This window comes from Dictyobacter aurantiacus, assembly GCF_003967515.1.
Lineage (GTDB): Bacteria > Chloroflexota > Ktedonobacteria > Ktedonobacterales > Ktedonobacteraceae > Dictyobacter > Dictyobacter aurantiacus.
This window is the reverse complement of record NZ_BIFQ01000002.1, coordinates 307,378-326,836: the sequence shown is the minus strand read 5'-3', so window position 1 is coordinate 326,836 and position 19,459 is coordinate 307,378. Positions and strand designations below refer to the sequence as shown.

The 19,459-nt window shown below is 54.8% G+C and carries 15 protein-coding genes; 7 read left to right on the top strand and 8 right to left on the bottom strand.

Going from position 1 to position 19,459, the window contains the following annotated elements; translation table 11 throughout:
• Window positions 1-176: 176 nt before the first annotated feature.
• Together KTT_RS26215 and KTT_RS26210 are read left to right on the top strand one after the other, a co-directional pair.
• Window positions 177-947, top strand: a complete 771-nt coding sequence (locus tag KTT_RS26215; protein ID WP_126600374.1) for an LLM class flavin-dependent oxidoreductase — start codon at window positions 177-179, stop codon at window positions 945-947.
• A 582-nt stretch (window positions 948-1,529) separates the two neighbouring features.
• Window positions 1,530-2,174 (top strand): TetR/AcrR family transcriptional regulator, encoded by a 645-nt coding sequence (locus KTT_RS26210; protein WP_126600372.1) that lies wholly within the window; start codon window positions 1,530-1,532, stop codon window positions 2,172-2,174.
• Window positions 2,175-2,291: 117 nt separating this feature from the next.
• On the opposite strand, the gene KTT_RS26205 is transcribed toward KTT_RS26210, so the two are convergent.
• Together KTT_RS26205 and KTT_RS26200 are read right to left on the bottom strand one after the other, a co-directional pair.
• Entirely contained in the window at window positions 2,292-3,437 is a 1,146-nt protein-coding gene (locus KTT_RS26205) for a S53 family peptidase (RefSeq protein ID WP_126603148.1), read from the bottom strand.
• Between the two features lie 355 nt (window positions 3,438-3,792).
• Window positions 3,793-4,008, bottom strand: coding sequence for a hypothetical protein (locus KTT_RS26200; protein ID WP_126600370.1), 216 nt, complete (start codon window positions 4,006-4,008; stop codon window positions 3,793-3,795).
• Between the two features lie 300 nt (window positions 4,009-4,308).
• Here KTT_RS26200 and KTT_RS26195 point away from each other — a divergent pair, with 300 nt between their 5' ends.
• Window positions 4,309-5,871, top strand: a complete 1,563-nt coding sequence (locus tag KTT_RS26195) for a DHA2 family efflux MFS transporter permease subunit (protein ID WP_160146147.1) — start codon at window positions 4,309-4,311, stop codon at window positions 5,869-5,871.
• Window positions 5,872-5,965: 94 nt separating this feature from the next.
• Here the strand turns inward: KTT_RS26195 and KTT_RS26190 are convergent, their stop codons facing one another.
• Entirely contained in the window at window positions 5,966-7,471 is a 1,506-nt protein-coding gene (locus KTT_RS26190) for a catalase (protein ID WP_126600366.1), read from the bottom strand.
• Window positions 7,472-8,269: 798 nt separating this feature from the next.
• Here KTT_RS26190 and KTT_RS26185 point away from each other — a divergent pair.
• Window positions 8,270-8,944: a PadR family transcriptional regulator gene (locus KTT_RS26185; RefSeq protein ID WP_218031016.1), complete on the top strand. Its 675-nt coding sequence runs from the start codon at window positions 8,270-8,272 to the stop codon at window positions 8,942-8,944.
• Here the strand turns inward: KTT_RS26185 and KTT_RS26180 are convergent.
• The 3 genes from KTT_RS26180 to KTT_RS26170 form a co-directional block, all read right to left on the bottom strand.
• Window positions 8,919-10,295, bottom strand: coding sequence for a cytochrome P450 (locus KTT_RS26180; RefSeq protein WP_126600364.1), 1,377 nt, complete (start codon window positions 10,293-10,295; stop codon window positions 8,919-8,921). The genes KTT_RS26185 and KTT_RS26180 overlap by 26 nt on opposite strands.
• 95 nt (window positions 10,296-10,390) lie before the next feature.
• Entirely contained in the window at window positions 10,391-11,611 is a 1,221-nt protein-coding gene (locus tag KTT_RS26175; protein WP_126600363.1) for a cupin domain-containing protein, read from the bottom strand.
• 167 nt (window positions 11,612-11,778) lie between these two features.
• The gene (locus tag KTT_RS26170; protein ID WP_126600361.1) at window positions 11,779-12,351 is read right to left on the bottom strand and encodes a YggT family protein; all 573 of its coding nucleotides are present in this window, start codon (window positions 12,349-12,351) and stop codon (window positions 11,779-11,781) included.
• A gap of 455 nt (window positions 12,352-12,806) precedes the next feature.
• On the opposite strand from KTT_RS26170, the gene KTT_RS26165 reads away from it, so the two are divergent.
• Complete coding sequence (locus KTT_RS26165) at window positions 12,807-14,369, top strand: cryptochrome/photolyase family protein (RefSeq protein WP_126600358.1); 1,563 nt, start codon at window positions 12,807-12,809, stop codon at window positions 14,367-14,369.
• A 65-nt stretch (window positions 14,370-14,434) separates the two neighbouring features.
• On the opposite strand, the gene KTT_RS26160 is transcribed toward KTT_RS26165, so the two are convergent.
• Together KTT_RS26160 and KTT_RS26155 are read right to left on the bottom strand one after the other, a co-directional pair.
• A complete protein-coding gene (locus KTT_RS26160) occupies window positions 14,435-16,135 on the bottom strand; it encodes a transglycosylase domain-containing protein (protein ID WP_160146146.1) in 1,701 nt (566 codons plus the stop codon).
• A complete protein-coding gene (locus KTT_RS26155; RefSeq protein WP_126600353.1) occupies window positions 16,132-16,671 on the bottom strand; it encodes an RNA polymerase sigma factor in 540 nt (179 codons plus the stop codon). The genes KTT_RS26160 and KTT_RS26155 overlap by 4 nt, the downstream gene beginning before the upstream one ends.
• 209 nt (window positions 16,672-16,880) lie before the next feature.
• Between KTT_RS26155 and KTT_RS26150 the strand changes: the two genes are divergently transcribed.
• Complete coding sequence (locus tag KTT_RS26150; protein WP_126600351.1) at window positions 16,881-17,744, top strand: SPFH domain-containing protein; 864 nt, start codon at window positions 16,881-16,883, stop codon at window positions 17,742-17,744.
• 622 nt (window positions 17,745-18,366) lie between these two features.
• Complete coding sequence (locus KTT_RS26145; RefSeq protein WP_126600349.1) at window positions 18,367-19,311, top strand: diacylglycerol kinase catalytic domain-containing protein; 945 nt, start codon at window positions 18,367-18,369, stop codon at window positions 19,309-19,311.
• Window positions 19,312-19,459 lie beyond the last annotated feature (148 nt).

Genomic DNA, 19,459 nt, shown 5'->3' with positions numbered 1-19,459 from the left:
GGTGCTCACGAGTCCATGGTGTGTTGGTGCAGTGCGTGCGCATCTGCGCACGCACTGCACCAACACACAAAAACAGTGCGGCCGCGCAGCGGACGCCTGTGCGGGGGCGCGCAAGTGGCCCCAACATGGCGGGAGTCTGACACGCTCGTAGTGTATTCGCAGAGGAGAAACCTGGTATGCGTATCGGGGTAAATCTGGGTCCGACCGGGAACTGGTCGGCTATCGTAGCGGCGGCCCGGGCGGCCGACGTCCAGGGTTTTGATGCTCTCAGCTTTTTAGATCACTTTCATACCGATAAACTGGAGTGGCCCTATCTTTCCGGTTGGTCGCTCTACGGGGCACTGGCCATGAGCACGCGGCGCATCAAACTGGTGCCGATGGTGATTGATCGTCTGAACTATCTACCCGGCGTGCTGGCTAAAGAGACGTCGGTACTCTCTATTTTGAGCTCGGGCCGATTTGAGCTGGGCATCGGAGCGGGCGATTTCTTTCAGGAGGCGCGCGCGTGGGGATTGCCGATACCGGCGCCGCAAACGCGTATCGATGGCCTCAAGGAAACCATTCAGGTGCTGCGCCAGGTCTGGGCCGGGCGGCAGGTAACGTTCGCCGGAGAGCATATTCACCTGACCAACGCCGCCTCTACACCGGTTCCAGCGCAACCGATGCGTGTTGTTGTGGGCGCTGGCAACTCGCGCCGCCTGATCCAGAGCGCCGTCACGTATGCCGACGAGATCAACGTTTATGCCGACGACGAAATCATCCGCTTCGCCGCCGAACAGATCGCGTCCGCCCCGCGTTCACCTTCCCTCTCGGTCTATGTCTGGGAGTGGCCTGCCGATATCGCAGCAAAGCTGGCAAGCTGGGAAGCCATGGGGGTTGAACGCACCTTCCTCACTATCTGGGACCCCTTTACCTCGCTGGCCGACATGGCTTCCCTGCTGCCCTGAAAACACATCACTGTATTCTTATAGCCGTTGTTCCTGTTATAATGGAGACAGGAAATAGAAGCTATAAACTCATGCAGTGTAGGTGACTCTCTTAACGAATTTTCTCTGCTTAATTGATCGGGAATTGACAAAACCTTGTCTGACATGATATACATTCTTGTGAAATAAGTAAGCAACTGTCCAGGCGCTTCCGAAACCCCGGCCAACCGGGTACCGGGTAGCATGTATGACATAAAAGACAACATCTTATGTCAATGCATCTACCCGGTTTTCTTTTTTTGACCATTCTTCTCATTCTTTTTTTTTATTTTTATCCATTTGTACAACAAACAGTCTTGTTAGTATAATCTGTATGTATAACGACGGAGATTACAAGAATCACATTTGTGATTTTCAAGCGAAGAGAGATATAGTGGGTATCGCATATGAAGAGCTGCTCAATGGAAGAAGCGTATGTCATAACTGGCATATATTATTAAATTTATATCTGCGGTAATTCTGTATTTTTCGTTCAAGCGCGTGCCGTATAAATCACAGGTTTATGATGTTCGGTCAAGCGTTTGATTGTAGGAGATTGCTATAATGTATCAGGATGATAATACCTATCCCCATATGGATGCAGAAAATATACAGGTGACGGCGGCTGGTAACGCTGGCAGCGAGGATCGGCGTCAGGAGATCGTGCTGGCGGCCTTTGGGCTGATAGCCAGCAAGGGGGTAGAGGGTTTGCGGACCCGTGACGTTGCGGCCGGGGCTGGGATGAATATCGGCACCCTGTACTATTATTTCTCAACGAAAGAAAAGCTGATCCAGGGCGTGGTCGATTATATTGTTCAGCACATCGCGGTTGTTCAGGATGCTGGTAGCGAGGCCGCTGAAAAGACACCTGTTGAGGTTCTGCACCAGCACCTGGCTCATTTGACGCGCATGCTCATTGATACCCCTGAAATTTTTCGCGTGATGGGTGAACTTATCCTGCGATCTGAACGCGACCAGGCCATCTACCAGATCCTCAAGCAGGCTGATGACGACTGGCAACAGTATCTGATCAACGTGTTGGTAGAGGGGATCAATCAGCGGCTTTTCCGGGCTGATCTTGACCCGGCCTTGACCGCCCACGCGATGATGTCTTTCTTCAAAGGCGCCATGCTGCAGCTGTGTCTGCAGACTGAAGAACTGGAGCGGACCGTGGCTCAATTCGAAGGCTGGCTGCTTGATCGGCGCTAGTCGCTAAGGCAGGACGCTCGGCGTCGGCCATACTATCCAGGGGGCATAAAAATGCCAGCCTGGAGGCCCAGGCTGGCATTCTTCTTCTTAAAGAGAAGATCGGTTCTGTTGAGATGCTTAGAAGGCTCCGGTACCATTGGGGGTGCCAAGACCAGTGGGACCATCATATCCTGAGCCTGCTGTGCACAGGTAGCTACCACCGCAGGAGCCGTTGCTGCCACTGGTGACGTCGAACAGACTGCCGGTGTTGCTGTAGAGCGACTGGGCGGCGTTGACGCTGCTGGCATTGCCGGCCAGGGCATAGACGCTGGCGATAATGGGAGATGCCACGCTGGTGCCACCAAAGACCATCCAACCGCTCCCCTGACCGTAGGTATCATAGACCGAGACGCCGGTGTTGGGATCGGCAACCGCTGAGACGTCAGCGACGGTGCGACGGCTACAGCCGCTATCCTTCTGCCAGGAGGGCTTGGTGATATACGCGCTACAACCGCTACCCGCACCATTCCAGGCCGTCTCGCTCCAACCACGGGTGTTGCTGCTCTTCGAGAGAGAGGTACCACCAACCGCAACCACCGTGTTGTACGCGGCTGGCGACTCTACACCATAGCCATTGTCGCCGGAGCTGGCTGTAATGACGTGTCCTGGATGATTGTAGTAGGATGCATAGCTGGTCTCGCTGCTGGACTCGTTGCCACCGTAGCTATTGCTAATGGTGTTGGCGCCCAGGTTGACGGCGGTATTGACGCCGGTTCCCAGATTAGTGAAGGAAGAGCTCGATGCCTCAACCAGCAGGATATGGCAGTTAGGGCAGATCGCGCTCACCATATCCAGATCGAGCGAAATCTCCTCCGCCCAACCACTGTTTCCACGTGGATACTTTGTACCACCATTCTGGTCCACTTTGCGGAAACAACCGTTGGCCGTTGTACAGGCAGGCAGACCAAACTGGCTGCGATAGACCGCCAGGTCTGATTCTGCATTGGGATCATTGTAGGCGTCCACGATCGCAACCGTCTGGCCGCTACCAGCCGTTGATGAAGGCAGTTTGTAGGCCGACTGCAGATCCGTGGGATTGAGACCAGAAGGAGAGGCATTGGGCGTTGTCTTTCCACCTTTGCTATCGATCTGGACCGCATTACAATGAACGTTGCCCGCTGCGACAGCGCCACATACATGATGAGAAGTAAAGGATCGCACGTTACTGGCCTGAGCAAATGCGCTGGTAGTAGTGGCCGCCATGGTAAGTAGAAGGGCAGCCATCAAATAGAAGGAGAGTAAAAATTTGCGCAAAACGGCTTCCTTTCCGCAGACGCAATAACATACGTACATCATGAAAACATGTTTTCATAATGCCCGTACAGAATATTGCTGTACTTACAGCGGAGTCAAATAAGCCGTACGGGTATGTTTGCATCAGTGCTGACAAATAACAGACAAGAGCATTGGGGAACAATTGAAGTTGAATAACTAGAAATTGTTTTGGCACCTAAACACTCTTTCTAAGAGTATTAACTATAAATTGATAATTGTCAATACCAGAGTGCCTATTTTGGCGTAAACCTAAAGGGTGTTCGCGAATGCGAACGCCCTTTAGGTTTACGCCACTTGATATCTCCTATTGCATCCCCATACTTTTCTGCGGAAGGGAACCCTTGCCAGCGGCGCCTGCACTATGGCTTTTCGCCGCTGAGAGGGGATCGGCCACGCTCTCCAGCGATTTCCTTTCGGCATCGATACCGAAGAAGACCGCGACGGCGCCAGCCGCTACCATCAGTACGGCGCCGAGCAGGAAGCCATCAAAGACGATCCAGGGGTTATTGGTTTGGATCAATAAGCCGAACAGGAATGGCGTGAGCGATCCACCGACGGCGGTTCCGATTGTGGGGTGTTAGACACACTTTTTCCAGGAGGCGTGAGCGCCCCCACCATGACGCAAGTCAAATACTCTCTAATATTAGAGCCTTGACAATTGCAGCGCTAGATTCTATATTTCTGTAGTAAATTTATTTATCAAATGATAAATAAATTTTTAAAAGTTACCCGCAAGCATTAGTGTCATTCGTCCTTGGTGTGGCATAAAAAATGCTTATCTTTGTTGTTAGTTATTTATCGTATGATAAGGAGGACGGGCATGGAAGAGAATGCACAGTTCTCGCCAGGATCTCAGCATGCTGGTGATGCCGGCTATAAGTGGCGTGTGCTGGCAACTGTGGTGTTTGGCCTGTTTATGGTGATTCTGGATTCAACCGTCATTAACGTAGCTCTGAAGTCTTTGCAGCAGCATTATTCGGTCTCGACCAGTGAGTCGCAGTGGGTGATCAGCCTGTATACGCTGGCGCTGGGTATCGCGACGCCGCTGTCAGGTTTCCTGGGTGATCGCTTTGGCGTGAAGCGTATCTACCTGCTTGGACTGGCGCTGTTTGTGCTGGGGTCGTTGCTCTGTGGTTTCGCGCCCTCGCTGGCCTTTTTGATTGGCGCCCGCGCCATCCAGGGCGTTGGCGGTGGTATCTCGCTGCCGCTGGGGACCGCGCTGCTCTTTCGGGCTTTTCCGCCTCGTGAGCGTGGGGCCGCCTTTGGCATCTTTGGCATTGTGCTGGTTTTCGCTCCCGCTATTGGACCCCTGCTGGGCGGCTGGCTGGTTGATCGTGACCTTTTGTCATGGATCTTCTTCCTGAATCTCCCGATCGGGATTATTGGTCTGACGATTGGGACGCTCTTCTTGCGCGAGGCTCCGGGCTCCGCGAAGGTGCGTGCCGACATTCCCGGCATCATCCTGTCGGCCCTGGGCTTTGGCTCCATCCTGTTCGCCGCCTCGATCGCCGGTGAGCAAGGCTCCGGCTGGACCGATCCGCGCGTCATTGCCGGTTTGGTAATTGGACTGCTGGCTCTGGCCGTGTTCTCCATCGTCGAACTGCGCATGCCCGACCCGTTGATGGACCTGCGCCTTTTTGGCATTCCCAGCTTTGCTATCGCCAACGTCGCCAGCATGGTTGGTACTATCGCCCTCTTTGGAGCGGAATTCCTGCTGCCGCTCTACCTGCAGATCCTGCGCGGCCAGAGCGCGTTTCAGGCTGGTTTGATCCTGCTGCCGCTGGCGATCGCGTCGGCCTTTTCCAGCTTTATCGCCGGGCGCCTCGCCGATCGCATCGGACCGCGCGTGCCGATCGTCCTCGGATTTATCCTGATTGCCTATAACACCTATCAGTTCTCACAGATCAAGATCGACACCAGCATCAACTTCATCATCTTCTTGCTGGTCCTGCGCGGTCTGGCGGTGGGCCTGATCATCCAGAACAGCCAGATCGCGGCTCTGCTCGATGTGCCCCTGTCGCGTCTCAACCGCGCCACCCCGCTGGTGCAGGCGACGCGTCAGACCATGCAGTCGATCGGCGTGGCCGTCCTGGCGACTATTCTGACCGCCGCCATTACGATCAGCATGCCAAAGAACATCCCGAGCGGCGGTGACATTTCAAAGCTGCCCCCGCCCGTACGTCAGACGGTTCTCAACGGCATCCACCAGTTCCAGAGCCAGTATATTACCGGACTTGAGCATGCCTATATGGCCACCTTTATCATCGCCCTCGTCGCCATCTTGCTCTCGATCTTCCTCCCTGGCTGGCCCGGAAAATACCAGTCCTCAGCTAAAAAAGAGGCTCCCGCAGTCGAGCAGCCGCAGCCGAGTCAGGTCGGATAGCCGGTCTGTGATGAGTGAGACGAAAAGAAGGGCGACCCAACCACGCGGTTGGGTCGCCCTTCTTTTCGTCTCACTCATCACAGAGTTTCAGATTTTAGGAGCGCTGAGCCTCCTGGGTCTCCCCGGCTGGCATGACGACTGTGGCACCAAGACCCTGGGCGATGCGGCTACCGAGATCCTTATCAACCTGGAGCCACAGCTTGATCGCTCGCTCCTGGATGAACGGTTCGACGCCCTTGCTCATGTGGGCCACGATATTGTCGACCATATGGTCGCGATCGGTCTGCGACAGCACCTTGCGATAGAGGGTGCCAGCCTGCCCGAAATCATCGTCTTCCGCGTGCAGCGTGTAGGCGCTGCGCACGAGCTCACCGTTGGACTCCCAGCTGGGCTCGATGATATTGGGATTGGCCTGTGGGCCACCATAGCTGTTGGGGGCGTAGACGGGCTGGTTGCCGTTGTTGCGATAGCGCATCGCGCCGTCCTTATTGTAGCTATGCACCTCGTTACGCGGCTGATTCACCGGCAACTGCAGGTAGTTGGCTCCAATGCGATGGCGATGGGTATCGGGATAGCTGAACAGACGGCCAAGCAGCATCTTATCCGGGCTGGGTCCGATGCCGGGGACCATATTGGCGGGCTCGAACGATGCCTGCTCCATCTGGGCAAAGAAGTTCTCTGGATTGCGATCCAGCACCATGCGACCAACCTCGATGAGTGGATAATCGCTGTGTGGCCAGACCTTGGTCAGATCAAAGGGATTGAAGCGGTAGTTGGCCGCGTCCTCAAATGGCATGATCTGCATTTCCAGGCGCCAGACGGGGAAGTCTTTCTTCTCGATCGACTCGCGCAGGTCACGGCGATGGAAATCTGGATCTTCGGCGACCATAGCTTTGGCGTCGGAATCGGTAAAGTTCTCAATGCCCTGCTCGGTTTTGAAGTGATACTTGACCCAGAACTTCTCCCCGCCCTTATTGATCCACATGAAGGTGTGGCTACCATAACCATTCATATGGCGATAAGTTCGGGGGATACCGCGATCCGTCATCAGGAACGCCACCTGGTGCATCGCTTCCGGCGAGAGGGACCAGAAATCCCATTGCGCGTTATTGCTGCGCATATCTGAATCTGGCATGCGCTTCTGCGAATGGATGAAATCCGAGAACTTTGAAGGATCGCGCACAAAGAAGATTGGTGTGTTGTTGCCGACCAGGTCGTAGTTGCCTTCTTCAGTATAGAATTTGATGGCGAAACCACGTGGATCGCGCACTGTATCCGCCGATCCCAACTCACCGGCTACAGTGGAGAAGCGTGCCAGAATTGGGGTACGCTTGCCGACCTGATTGAGGAAGGCCGCGCTCGTCCATTGTGTGACGTCCGCTGTAACTTCGAAATAGCCGAACGCGCCACTTCCCTTGGCATGCACCACACGCTCAGGCACGCGCTCTCGGTTAAACTGGGCCATCTTCTGGATCAGATAGTGATCCTGCAGGACTATAGGTCCGTTGGGGCCTACCGTGAGAGAATGCGCATCACTGGTGGCAGGAATACCGGCATCAGTAGTGGTAACGGGTGGCTTTTTTTCGAGATTGTCGCTCACTTTTACCTCCAAGCTATTATCCAGGCATCATTTGATGCTTGTTTATCTGGCAACTACTCCAGTACGATATCTGTGTTATCGAGATCGATCTGGCGTATTGGGTCCTTTTTGTGGAGTATCTGGGCCCTGCTCTTGCTCACAAGAGTATACACCATAGAGATTCGAGTCAGGGACGACACTGGTTGTATCAAATTGCTTTATGCTGGCACATGCCAGCCGCTTCTTGTTCACAACGTTTCATGACCACATTCATTGTAGCAGATAATCACGTTGAGATGCAAGAATATACTCACGGCGCAAAATTATTGGCAGGATAAATAATCCACGAACAATATATTTAACCTGTTTTTGGACGCTATGAACCCGATAGCCTGTCTAGCTTCAAAGGTTCAGTTTACCATCATCAGGCAATTCAGCTAAAAAGATCTTCAATTTCTGTATTTGCGTCACATTTTTAACGGAAAATTGCTATCTTCGTAGAAATTATACGTATACGCTTGACATACCGCTGCTAAGGATATATCTTCTTCAGAAGAAATAGCAAGCCCCTTTAATTCCCTGCAGGGCTATTAAAAAGTATTTTTGCCGCCTTCGGCGCCGGTGAGGGAGAGGGTGGGGACTTGATCATGCCCCCGGCATGCTCGCCCACGCCCCGCAAGGGGCTAGCCGCCCCTTGACCCAGCTGAATGTGACTTTTCTATCGCCCTGAATACCCTGTCGAAACAGTCGCGCCGGTGCGACTGGTCATGGATGCAGTGCTTATGCTTAATGACGGTATAGTAATGAAAGGGACTTTACATGAAAGAAAACGTATACCATCATGGTGGAGGGAGGCAACCTGGAGGAGGTAGGCATGAGGAGTATATCTACCGTCGCCATCATTATTCGTGGCGTGGCGGGGATGCGCGAGGGGAAGGGGGTGGGGAACATCACCATCATGGGCGTAAGGAGCGCCTGGAGCGAGGCATGTTGCGTTACCTCTTGCTTGAGGCACTGCGGCATTTCGCCAGGCATGGTTATGAGATTATCAAGTGGTTTGAGGAGCGTACCTACGGTAAGTATTCTCCCAGTCCGGGCAACGTCTACCCTACGTTACAGTTACTGCAGGACGAGGGCTTGATTCAGGTACAGAAGCAGGTCGGACGCAGCATCTACTCCCTGACCGAACGGGGTCGCAAAGAACTGGCCAGCCAGGAGGACTGGCTCGCCGCTTTCTGGGAGCGCTACGCGCGTCCCGTTCCCTCGTATACGACGTTGCCCGAGGTCAGTTTTCTACAGGAAGAGCTCAGTGATTTGACCCGCGTCGTAGAGCAAGGCTGGCCTTGCGCCGTCCGGCATGGCGATTCAGAGGCTATCCTGCGTATGCGCTATGCGCTTGAAGGTTGCCAGAACGAGATCCGCTCCATTATCAGTCAATGCAGCGCATCCCGTCCGGTTTGTGATGAGGCTAGACCGCCTGAAGCGCGCGAGTGAGCGTATCATTGGTATCCAGGTGCATCGGCATCCCATATCTGGGACGCAGCGTTACCAGCGGCTGGAAGACCACGCGTGCCCCGGGCGCCAGCTGTGGAACATAGCGCTGCAGGATGGTGGCCAGCAGGAGCTTTGTTTCGAGTTGGGCGAAGGGCATACCAATACAGATGCGCGGACCCAGTCCAAACGGGAAGTAGGCTCCTTGCGGAATCTGCTGGCCCGACTGCCTGTCCCAGCGCTCGGGCCGGAAATTTTCCGGATCACCCCAGATGTCGGACAGGTTATGGACGACCCACTGGCTCAGGATGGCGATGGTGCCAGCCGGAATGTGGTAGCCGTCCAGCTCAAAATCCTCGATAGCCATGCGGGCCTGGCGCCACGCGGGAGGATAGAAGCGCCAGGCCTCGTTGATAACGGCCTCCAGGTAGGGGAGCTGCGCCAGGTCTTCCAGCGTAGGAACACGTCCATTGAGCACCGTTTGCAGTTCGGCCAGCAGGCGGGCGCGCACATGGGGATGCTGCGAGAGCAGGTACATGGTCCAGGCCAGGGTATTCTGGGCCGTCTCATGACCAGCGGCCACAAAGGTGAGCACGTGATCATGGATCTGTTTATCCGACATGGATCCGGGTTCGTTCTTCTGGGCGGCCAGCAGCATCGAGAGCACATCGCCGGTATCCTGGTTCATCTTTCTCCGTTGCTCTATCAGACCGTAGACAAAGGTATCGATGACGCGTGCTCCCTCCTCACGCTCGCGCTCTTGCCGCGCCGAGAAAGACGGGAGCAGCCGTCCCATGACGGCTGAACGCTGGGGACCACTGCTGATCACCGCGTCGAAGGCGCGCCCTAGCTGCCTGGTCTGCTCGATCGAATCGACATCGAACAGCGTTTTGGTAATGATGCGCAGGGTCAGGTACTGCATCTCGCTGGCCATGTTGACCACTGTGCCTGGTTGCCAGGAATCGACCGTCTCCTGGGCGTAGCGTGTCATCGTCGTCGCATAGCTATCGACCCGGTGCTTATGAAAGGCCGGCTGCACCAGACGGCGCTGCTGACGATGCTGCTCACCATCGATGGTCAGCAGACCATCCCCCAGAAATAGCTTCAGGCCCGCGCCGGTCGCGGTCCCCGGCTTGATAAAGTTGCGCGGATTCTCAACCAGAAAATAGCGGATATGTTCCGGGCGGAAGCAGAGGAGGACCGGTTGCTTGCCAACCATAACGGTGACCATCCCTCCATAGGTACGTTCAAGGTCCCGGAAAAACTGCAAAGGTCGCCGTTGAAAGTCCAGCAGGCTACCGATGAAAGGGAGTCCCTTTGGTCCTGGTGGGAGCGATGTTTGTGCTGTGCTCATGTGTGTGTTTGGCTCCATTGGGTATTTTCGATTGGGAACAGGAAGCGCCCGCGAGGGGCGCACCTACGACGACGATTATGATGATTATGATGAATTTACGGACGGGGCATCTCAGGGTTGCCCGGATTGAAATGTTTGAGGATCACCAGCGGCTCGCTTGAGCTGTGATTGGTGAGGGTAACGCCCTGCTGCGCGGCTGGTCGCGAGACAAAGAACTCGTCCTCGGTCAGTTCGCCAAAGCGGATTAGAGATGGGGCTGAGATGGGATGCGGGCCGATGCGGCCGTAGCCCTGCACACAGATCAGGCCGTACGCGCCGGCGTCGCGCAGGGTGACGCTGCGACCGGGCTGGAGCGTCACCTCTTTGGCGCTGAAGAACTCGCTGCCATAGACGATCCATCGTTCATCGTAGCCGGCGTCCCGCATCTCCTCCACGGGACGGGCCTCGATCGGCGTGTGGAAGCGCCGCTCCTTAAACTGCGGATCCACATTGCCCTCCCAGTCCAGTAGCGACAGCAGGTAGTCGTAATCCTCCCATTTATTCTCAGGGACATCCTTCACCAGCATGGAGCGATCGATGATCTGAGAGTCGGAGATCAGGGACTGCCACATCGAGGAGACGTCGCTGGCGCGCTGCGGCTCGTAGGTGCAGAGTGTCCCTGGCGCGTGCAGGATGCCGGTCGGCACATCCCAGCCGGTGCCGGTAGAGAGGCGATAGGCTTTGGAGAGCTGAAGGATGCCGTTGTCTCCCTCGTTCCAGCGCTTCAGACACGCGACAACCTGGTCTTTAGTTGTACCGGGCTCCAGGCCGAAAAAGGTATATGGGAAGGCGTTGAGGGAGAAATTATATTGGGCCGGGAAATAATACGCCTCGGGCTTGCCAACGCGACCAACGTCGGCGGCCCGCTCATCGTTCTGATGCAGGTGGAAGGGCAGCGGCTGCATATTGTCAAAGAACTTGCTGAACATGACCCAGCCGCCATAGCGCTCGATCGCCTCCTCACCCAGCACCTCTTTTCCCAGTAGATCCAGGGCATCGCGCAGCAGCACCTTCTGACCGGCCACGGCGATAAAGCTCAGGCCCTCGTCCTCGCTGGTCAGAGGACCATTATCGGCGTGTACCGTCGAGGCGAGCCAGCGCTCATCGATGCCCCCGCGTCGCGCCCCGAAGGCATACAGGTCGTCGGGATGCAGCCGCAGGCGGCGACCCGGTATACAGAAAACGCGTGGCACCCAGGTCGGGGTCAGGCGCACGATGCCGTCTCCCTCCTCAAACGCCTGGCGTGCTAATTGTAAGCTTTGCTGATCTGTCGTCATCGCTTCATTCCTTCTGCTTCGTTGGATAATGCTATGTCCTATATGTAATTGTAACGATATTGGCGCACGGAGCAAGGGAGTGATAAATGGTGCACGGCCAGGAAAGGTGCAAAAGATAACCGCTGCACAATCACGATGCAGCGGTTACATAATCGGTATGATAGGGATTATAAGCGGCCCTGGCGGCGGGTTGAGATATATTCGCGGCGGCTGGGCACGTTCGCGAAGAAGATGACACGCACCAGGGAAACGATTCCCCAGGCGATCAAGGCGTAGATCAGCATCGCCAGGATGGTCGAGACCTCAAAGACGCCGGTGCTCCCGATGGTCTGATCATTAAAGATGCCATTAAAAATGTAGACAAAGGGATGGCTGAGATCGTACAGGAATCTGATAAAAGGGCTTCCCTCGCTGGCGCCAAAGAGCCGGAAGAGGAAGCGCAGTCCCAGCACAACCTCCAGCACGCCCAGCAGGAAGTAGATCAATGAAGTAATCCAGTAGCGGGTATTGATCATGCTCTGGTTGAAGTCGCGGTACACCTCTCGGCGCTGCTGGACCTGGTTGCCGGAAGGATCCTGATAGTTCTGTTGTTGGCTGCGCACGTAGGCTCCCCTGGCATTGATATTCTGTTCGGTCTCCGCATCATAATCCTGGTAAGGATAGGAGTCCTGCTGATTCGGGTAATTTTGTCGTGGATCATTACGTGGATCATTATTGTATGAATAGGGCTGATTTGGCACTCTGTGACCTCCTTTGTCTGTCAAAGTTATCTGACAGGAACTGCCAGCAAATCTTCGATGCCTCTCGATTACCTTCTAATGAATAAGAGCGAGCACGTGGATGTAAATGATAAGCTCTTTTTTTAATACGTATGAGGCGGGCATAAAGAAACGAAGCTCAGCTCTTTGGACAATTTTTGAGCACGCCTCCTGTTGTGATAACGATTGCTTGAGTATATTTGTAACCATCGATCATCCATTTTGATTGGTCGTGAGAGCATGTGTGCTGGTTGCCGTCAACCAGTTTAGCGATAGCGGCATGCAACGAGGCCGCATGATATGGGAGATGGGCTGACTTTTTACCTGTCATGGGAAGGGAAAGCATCATATAGACATTACCAAAAACATAATGGTGTCAGTAGAAGGGGGGATCGGAGATTGTCATTTGTGGTAAATGGACGGTGAGGGGAGATTGCATGAAAAAGCAGGTCGTTTCCGTCTGGATTCCTGGCGACCAACTATTGTTGGATCATCCCGCTTTACGTGAGGCGGAGAAGGATTATCCGCGTGAAGATATCTATGTGGTGCTGATTGAGAGTCGTGAGCGCATCTGTCAGTTGCCCTATCAACGCAAGAAGATTGTGCTCTTACTCAGCGCGATGCGTCATTACGCTGAACGCCTGCGCGTCAGAGGTTACCAGGTGGAGCTCTTACGGTCGGATAGTTTTATATCTGGCCTGCTCGATCATGTCAGGCGCCAGCAGCCAGTGCGCTTGCTTACCATGGCGGCCAGCGAATATGATACTCGTCAGCTCCAGCAAAAGCGTTTAGCCGCAGAACTGGGAGTCTCTGTAGCCGTCCTGCCCAACAGCCAGTTTCTGATCGAGTTCTACAATCCTATCCCTCGGCCCCAGCCGGGCAAACGTTATGTCATGGAACACTTCTATCACGCCATGCGTCGCCACTATGGAATCCTGCTGGACGATAACGGCGAACCAACTGGCGGGCAGTGGAATTATGATAAGCTCAATCGCCAGGGTCTACCTGCCCATCTGCATGTACCAGCGATCCCAACCTTTCAGCCCGATGCTATCACGCGCGATGTTATCGGCCTGGTTGAAAGCATGGATCATGGTGTGGGGAGCGCGCGCGACTTTGATCTGGCAGTCACCCATGAGCAGGCGCAGCATCTATTGAAGACCTTTATCGCCGAGCGCCTGACCGATTTTGGTCCCTACGAAGATGCGATGAGTTCGCAATCCAGCAGCCTCTATCACTCGCAGCTCTCGCCCTATATTAACATTGGCCTGCTCGACCCATTGGACGCGGTGCAGGCGGCCGAGGTCGCCTACTATCAGCATAGGGCACCTATCCAGTCGGTCGAAGGCTTTGTGCGCCAGATCCTGGGGTGGCGCGAATTTATGTACTGGCAGTACTGGCAGCAGATGCCGGGTCTGCGCCACGCTAATAGCTGGCACGGTCACCGGCGTATGCCGCAGATGTTCTGGGATGGTCTGACGGACATGAAGTGCGTCCAGCATATCGCGCGGCGCGTGCTGGATACTGGCTACTCCAACCATATCGAGCGCCTGATGGTCATCTGCAACTTCTGCCTGCTCTCGGGTATCGATCCCTACGAGGTTTCTAACTGGTTCCTCTCCTGCTACGTTGATGCCTACGACTGGGTTGTGCTGCCCAACGTTGTCGGCATGGGCATGAACTCGGACGATGGCTATACGGCCACCAAGCCCTATATCGCCTCCGCCAACTACATCAACAAGATGAGCGATTACTGCAATGGATGCCGCTACTCGTGCAAGCAGCGTAGCGGACCCGACGCCTGTCCCTTCAACGTCCTCTACTGGAACTTCCTGATCGAGCATGAGCAGACGCTGCGCTCGAATCCGCGCATGGGACCGAGCGTGCTGGGTCTGCGACACCTTGACCTGCAAGAGCGTAAAGAGATCACCGAAGATGCCAGGCAATTCCTCTCTCATCTCGCCTACTACCCCGCCACCGACTCAGTTCCCGGCCCGTGACAAATCAAGGGAGCCGCTAGAGGGAGGATTTTCACTCTAGCGGCTCCCTTGCTCTTGCTCAACGGCTATTTCAGGTACCAATCGGTGGTGGTGACGCCATGATAGGTGGCGGTTTTTTTTACCACATCCGAGGGCGGTCCTGGAAACTGTTTGATGGGGAGGCCCTGCTCGGCCAACTGCATCGTGTCGTGCCAGATCTGGCCCGCTCCATCGGTGGCTATAACAGTTCCTTTCATTGGCTCATAATTATCATTGCCTGCCCAGACACCAGCAACGTAGTCGGTGGTATAGCCAATGGTCCAGGTATCGTGGACGATTGCGCTCTCGCCCGTCTCAATGGCGGCCGGATATATAGTTCCGGGCTGATCAATCTGGCACTGCTCTCTGGATGCAGAGTAGAGAAAAATCGGACTACACTTTCCATATACTTCAGTGCGCGCCTGCTGATCGCTCAGGATGTCTGTGATCATAAAGGCCGTGCCGGGCTTTATGATACGCCTGCCGAGATGCGAGGCCTGATAGCGTACGTGGCCACTGGAATCGGTTACTTGCTCTATAGTATGGGGTGTAACGGAGATCCCCTGATTGGCGATCGTGCCATAGGCGGCGGTCACATTCAAGACGGTCTCTCCAAATGTACCCAGGGCAGCGGAATAGCCTGTATGTTGTGGTGGAGGTGTATGCAGACCGAGTGCCTGTGCCTGCTTGAGTAGTGGATCCAGTTTGGTGCGGGTCAGAAGTTGAACCGCGGGGATGTTGCTATTGTGTTGTAATGCCTGGCGATACGATATCAGGCCTTGATAGCTCATGCCGTAATCAAGTGGTGAATAGGCCGGATCACCATTATCGTTGGATGGAAAGCTCTGGGGCGCATCATCGACGACCTCGCCGGGGCTGATACCACGTTCAAACGCGGTGAGATAGGTGATGGGCTTAAAGGCTGAAGCCAGGGGGCGTGATTCCAGTGTGGCGACATTGTACCCCGAGTACTGGGTATTGAGATTGCCAAAGAGCGCACGGATGGAGCCGTCGTGATAGTCCAGCACGACCGCGGCGGCGTCGCCGATGTTATGGGTTTGCCGGGTCTGAGCGATCGTCTGTTGCGCCTTTTGATATGCCTGCGTCTGTAGCTGCATGTCCAGCGTGGTCGTTACCTTGAGTCCCATAGCTGGTAGGTCGGCTCTTTTGACGTGCAGATCGGTGGCCAGCTTGTCCAGCGAATAGTTCATAAAGTCCCTGGTGAGCGGTGTATTCCCCACCGTGACCTTATTATGGCTATCGATCTGGTAGATCAGTTTCCCCTGCCGGTCAAAAAACTGTAAGGGGCCTTTTTGGGGTGGCGCGGCCGGCTGGGTAGGTTTCTGGTACTGGGTAAACAAAATGAGGCTACCACCAATGATTAAGAGACAGGCGGCGACCAGCATCAAGACGCTCAGCGTGCGCGTTCTTGAGCGCTGTGGTGGACGTTTTGGCGTCGGCTGGGAACGAGATGTCCCTGGTTGTGGAAAAGTGATGACGGTCCTAACATCTGACGCGGCTTGCGTCGTATCGTCCGACTGCTCGATTAAGGGATAGCGCTGCGCCAACCTGTGCCACGTACGCTCCATAATGGCCTCATCACCACGGTACAATGTCTGATAGAGATCCTGAAGCACCGTTTCATCAAGGGATGCTGAGGTACCTGATTGACCTCTGGACTGGAATACCTGCTGAATCTTTTCTTCGATATTTGCCGCAGTAAGCTTACTGTTATTGTCTGGCTTCATCTTTCCCTCCCCTGCTTCTCTCCATAGACATTGCGCAATAGGGTAACCGCTCGCCATAGCAGGCCGCGAGCCGCCGTATCGCTTTTGCTCAGCAGCCGAGCGATCTCCTTGGATGGCATATCATAAGTGAAGCGCAGCCGGAGTATCTCCTGGTGCTCCGTGGGCAGCTGTGAGATATGGTGTCGGAGCTCCTCATGGCTCTCCTGACGCAGTGCCGTAAACTCCGGAGCCTCTTCATCGCTCTCAAAGAGCTGATGATAGCTGGCTTCCAGGGGAGTTGTCTGCCGATACGACTGGCGGCGATAGTGGTCCACCAGCTTATTATGTGCTACCCGTTTCAACCAGGCCAGCTGCTCGTTTTCTGGCAACGTTATCAGCCTGGGATTTTCGATCGCCGCGGTAAAAACTTCCAGCAGCAGATCTTCCGCATCTTCTGCCTGCACACCGCGCTTCCTGTAGAACGCCAGAATAATTGGTGCATTCTTCTGAAACAGATGTGCGATAGGCGATGCGCTTGACAATTGTGCAGGTTGCATAGGCTGCACCGTCTTCTTTCTTCAAAAAAATTTTAATAATGAAAAATACCTTTTTATTGGTTCCACTAACTCATCGTTTGGTGTCCGCAAATGTTATGTGCATGTGTCAAAAGGGTTGACTTTCGTCAGGCGATCATGTACAGTACTTAGTGTTATATATACACTAAGTCAGTTGAGTGTGACCGGGTAGCAATGAAACGAGGAACGTTATGGCTCTGTTTTCATACTTTAAGGCTGAACCGACCGAGTACATTTTCGCTTATGCTAATGGCCGCATCGTGCATGAGGGGGCGGGCAGTTCATTCTGGTACTGGGGACCCAGCACAACCATTACACGGGTGCCGCTGTCAACGGTAGATGCCCCCTTCATCTTTAACGAGATTACCAGTAACTTCCAGGCGGTTATCGTGCAGGGGCAGATTACCTATCGAGTGATCGACCCCACTACCATCTCGCAGCTGTTAAACTTTACGATTGATCCGCGCACCCACAACTATCGCAGCGAAGATCCGGCAAAGCTCAATCAGCGTATCGTCAATATCGTGCAGATGCACACGCGCAACCTGCTGCAGCGGCTGGCGCTGGAGGATGCTTTGCGCAGCTCGGAGATGCTGGCGGGGAACGTCTTTGAGCGCCTGCGTAATGAGCAGGCGCTGACCCAACTGGGCATCGCCTGTGTCAGCCTGTTCTATACGACGCTTAAAGCAACACCGGAGATCACCAAGGCACTGGAGGCGGAGCAGCGCGAGGCCCTGCAGCAGCGGGCCGACCAGGCCATCTACTCACGCCGGGCCGAGGCGGTTGAGCAGGAGCGCAAGATCAAGCAGAACGAATTGTCGACCTCTATCGCGCTGGAGCAGAGCCGCAGGGAGCTAGTGGGCCTCAAAGGTGAAAACGCGCGCCAGGAGGCCGAGTTCGAGGCCGAGGCCACACGCATCCGCCTGACCCCTTATCGGGAACTGGCGTCGCCGCAACTGCTCGCCCTCGCGTTCCGCCAGTTCGCCGACAATGCCCACAAGATCGGTAATCTGACCATCACCTCCGAGATCCTTGAGCAACTTCTCAATGGCTGATCTGCGATTTCTTGTAGTAATCATGACATGATGTCGGCATGTCTGTTTTTTTATTAAAGCGTGCCGTGACTCTTGTTATCGCGGGGATACGTGAGTGCCCCCGCACAGGCGTCCGCTGCGCGGCCGCACTGGTTTTTGTATTGGTGCAAGCAGGCGCATTCGCGCCTGCTGCACCAATACAAAAACGCCTGCAGGTTGCGATGTCCAACAGCCCATAAACAGTTGATGCATGCAGGCAGCGATGCCCAACAGCCCATAATAGTTGATGCAAGCAGGCGGCGGTGCCCAACAGCCCATAATAGTTGATGCAAGCAGGCGGCGGTGCCCAACAACCCATAACAATTGATACATGCAGGCGGCGGTGCCCAACAGCCTATAACAACTGATGCAAGCAGGCAGCGATGCCCAACAGCCCATAATAGTTGATGCAAGCAGGCGGCGGTGCCCAACAGCCCATAATATGTTTGGTGCAACAGGGGCGCGGATGCGCCCCTGTTGCACCAAACATACAAAACCAGTGCGGCCGCGCAGCGGACGCCTGTGCGGGGGCGCACAAGCCCGCCAGCAAAACGAGAGCCAGATGCATTCTTATGCGGCTTATGAAAGAAAGAGAGGATAAGCTGTGTCTGAGATTGAGCGCATTATAGTAGTGACGAAGAAGACAGCTCTAGAGGAACTGGTCTACCGTCTGAATTCGAAAGAGCAGGCGCGCTTCTACCTGGAGCAGAATCAGATTCCATTCCAGGATTATGAACTGGAGGATCAGCAATATCAGCAGGCGCTGACCAGTGTGAAGCGGCAGCTGCCGGGGGAGCTCAAGCAGCAGTTTATCGAGCGCGAGTTCCTCTCCACCTATCAGTTTGATGAGCACGACCTGGTCGTCACGCTGGGTCCTGATGGATTGGTGATTAACACCGCCAAGTACCTGACCACGCAGACCATCCTGGCGCTCAATCCCGATCCTCGGCGCGTGGACGGGGTGTTGATCCCGTTTCACTACGAGGAGGCGCGCTCAGCTGTGGCGCGTCTCCGGCAGGGGCGCGGCAAGGTCACGCGCCTCTCCATGGTCAAAGCTGCCCTCAATGATGGGCAGGTGCTGTATGGCATCAATGATCTTTTTATCGGCCCACGCACCCATACCTCGGCGCGTTATCGGCTGCAGCTGGGGAGTCAGAGTGAGGCCCAGATCTCCAGCGGCATCATTGTCTCCACCGGCGCGGGCTGCACCGGCTGGTTTCGTTCGATCACCCAGGGTGCATGGTCGGTGGCCTCCTATTTTGGAGGAGGAGGTGCGCAGCCGCCGAGCAGCGAGCAACTGGCTCTGGGCTGGGAGTCCGAGCAGGCCTGGTTTACCGTGCGTGAGCCCTTCGTATCCAGGGTCTCACAGGCCAACCTGGTTTTTGGACAGCTGCAGCGCGGTCAGGAACTGGTGATTACATCGCAGATGCCTGAGAATGGTGTCATCTTTAGTGATGGCATCGAGAGCGATTACCTCGCCTTTCCTTCCGGCTTCATCGCCCGTATCGGTCTGGCCGAGCGTAAAGCACATCTATTAGTCAAAAAATAGTCTGTGCAAAGATGTTGCATCGAGCACGCCTCGTGCGAGCAGAAGTACAAATTATACTCATGTATATAATGCACCATAATTAGACTTTGTTATACGTGTGTCTAGGAATTGTATTCTTATTCATTGTGTAGCCCGTATTAAAAGCAGC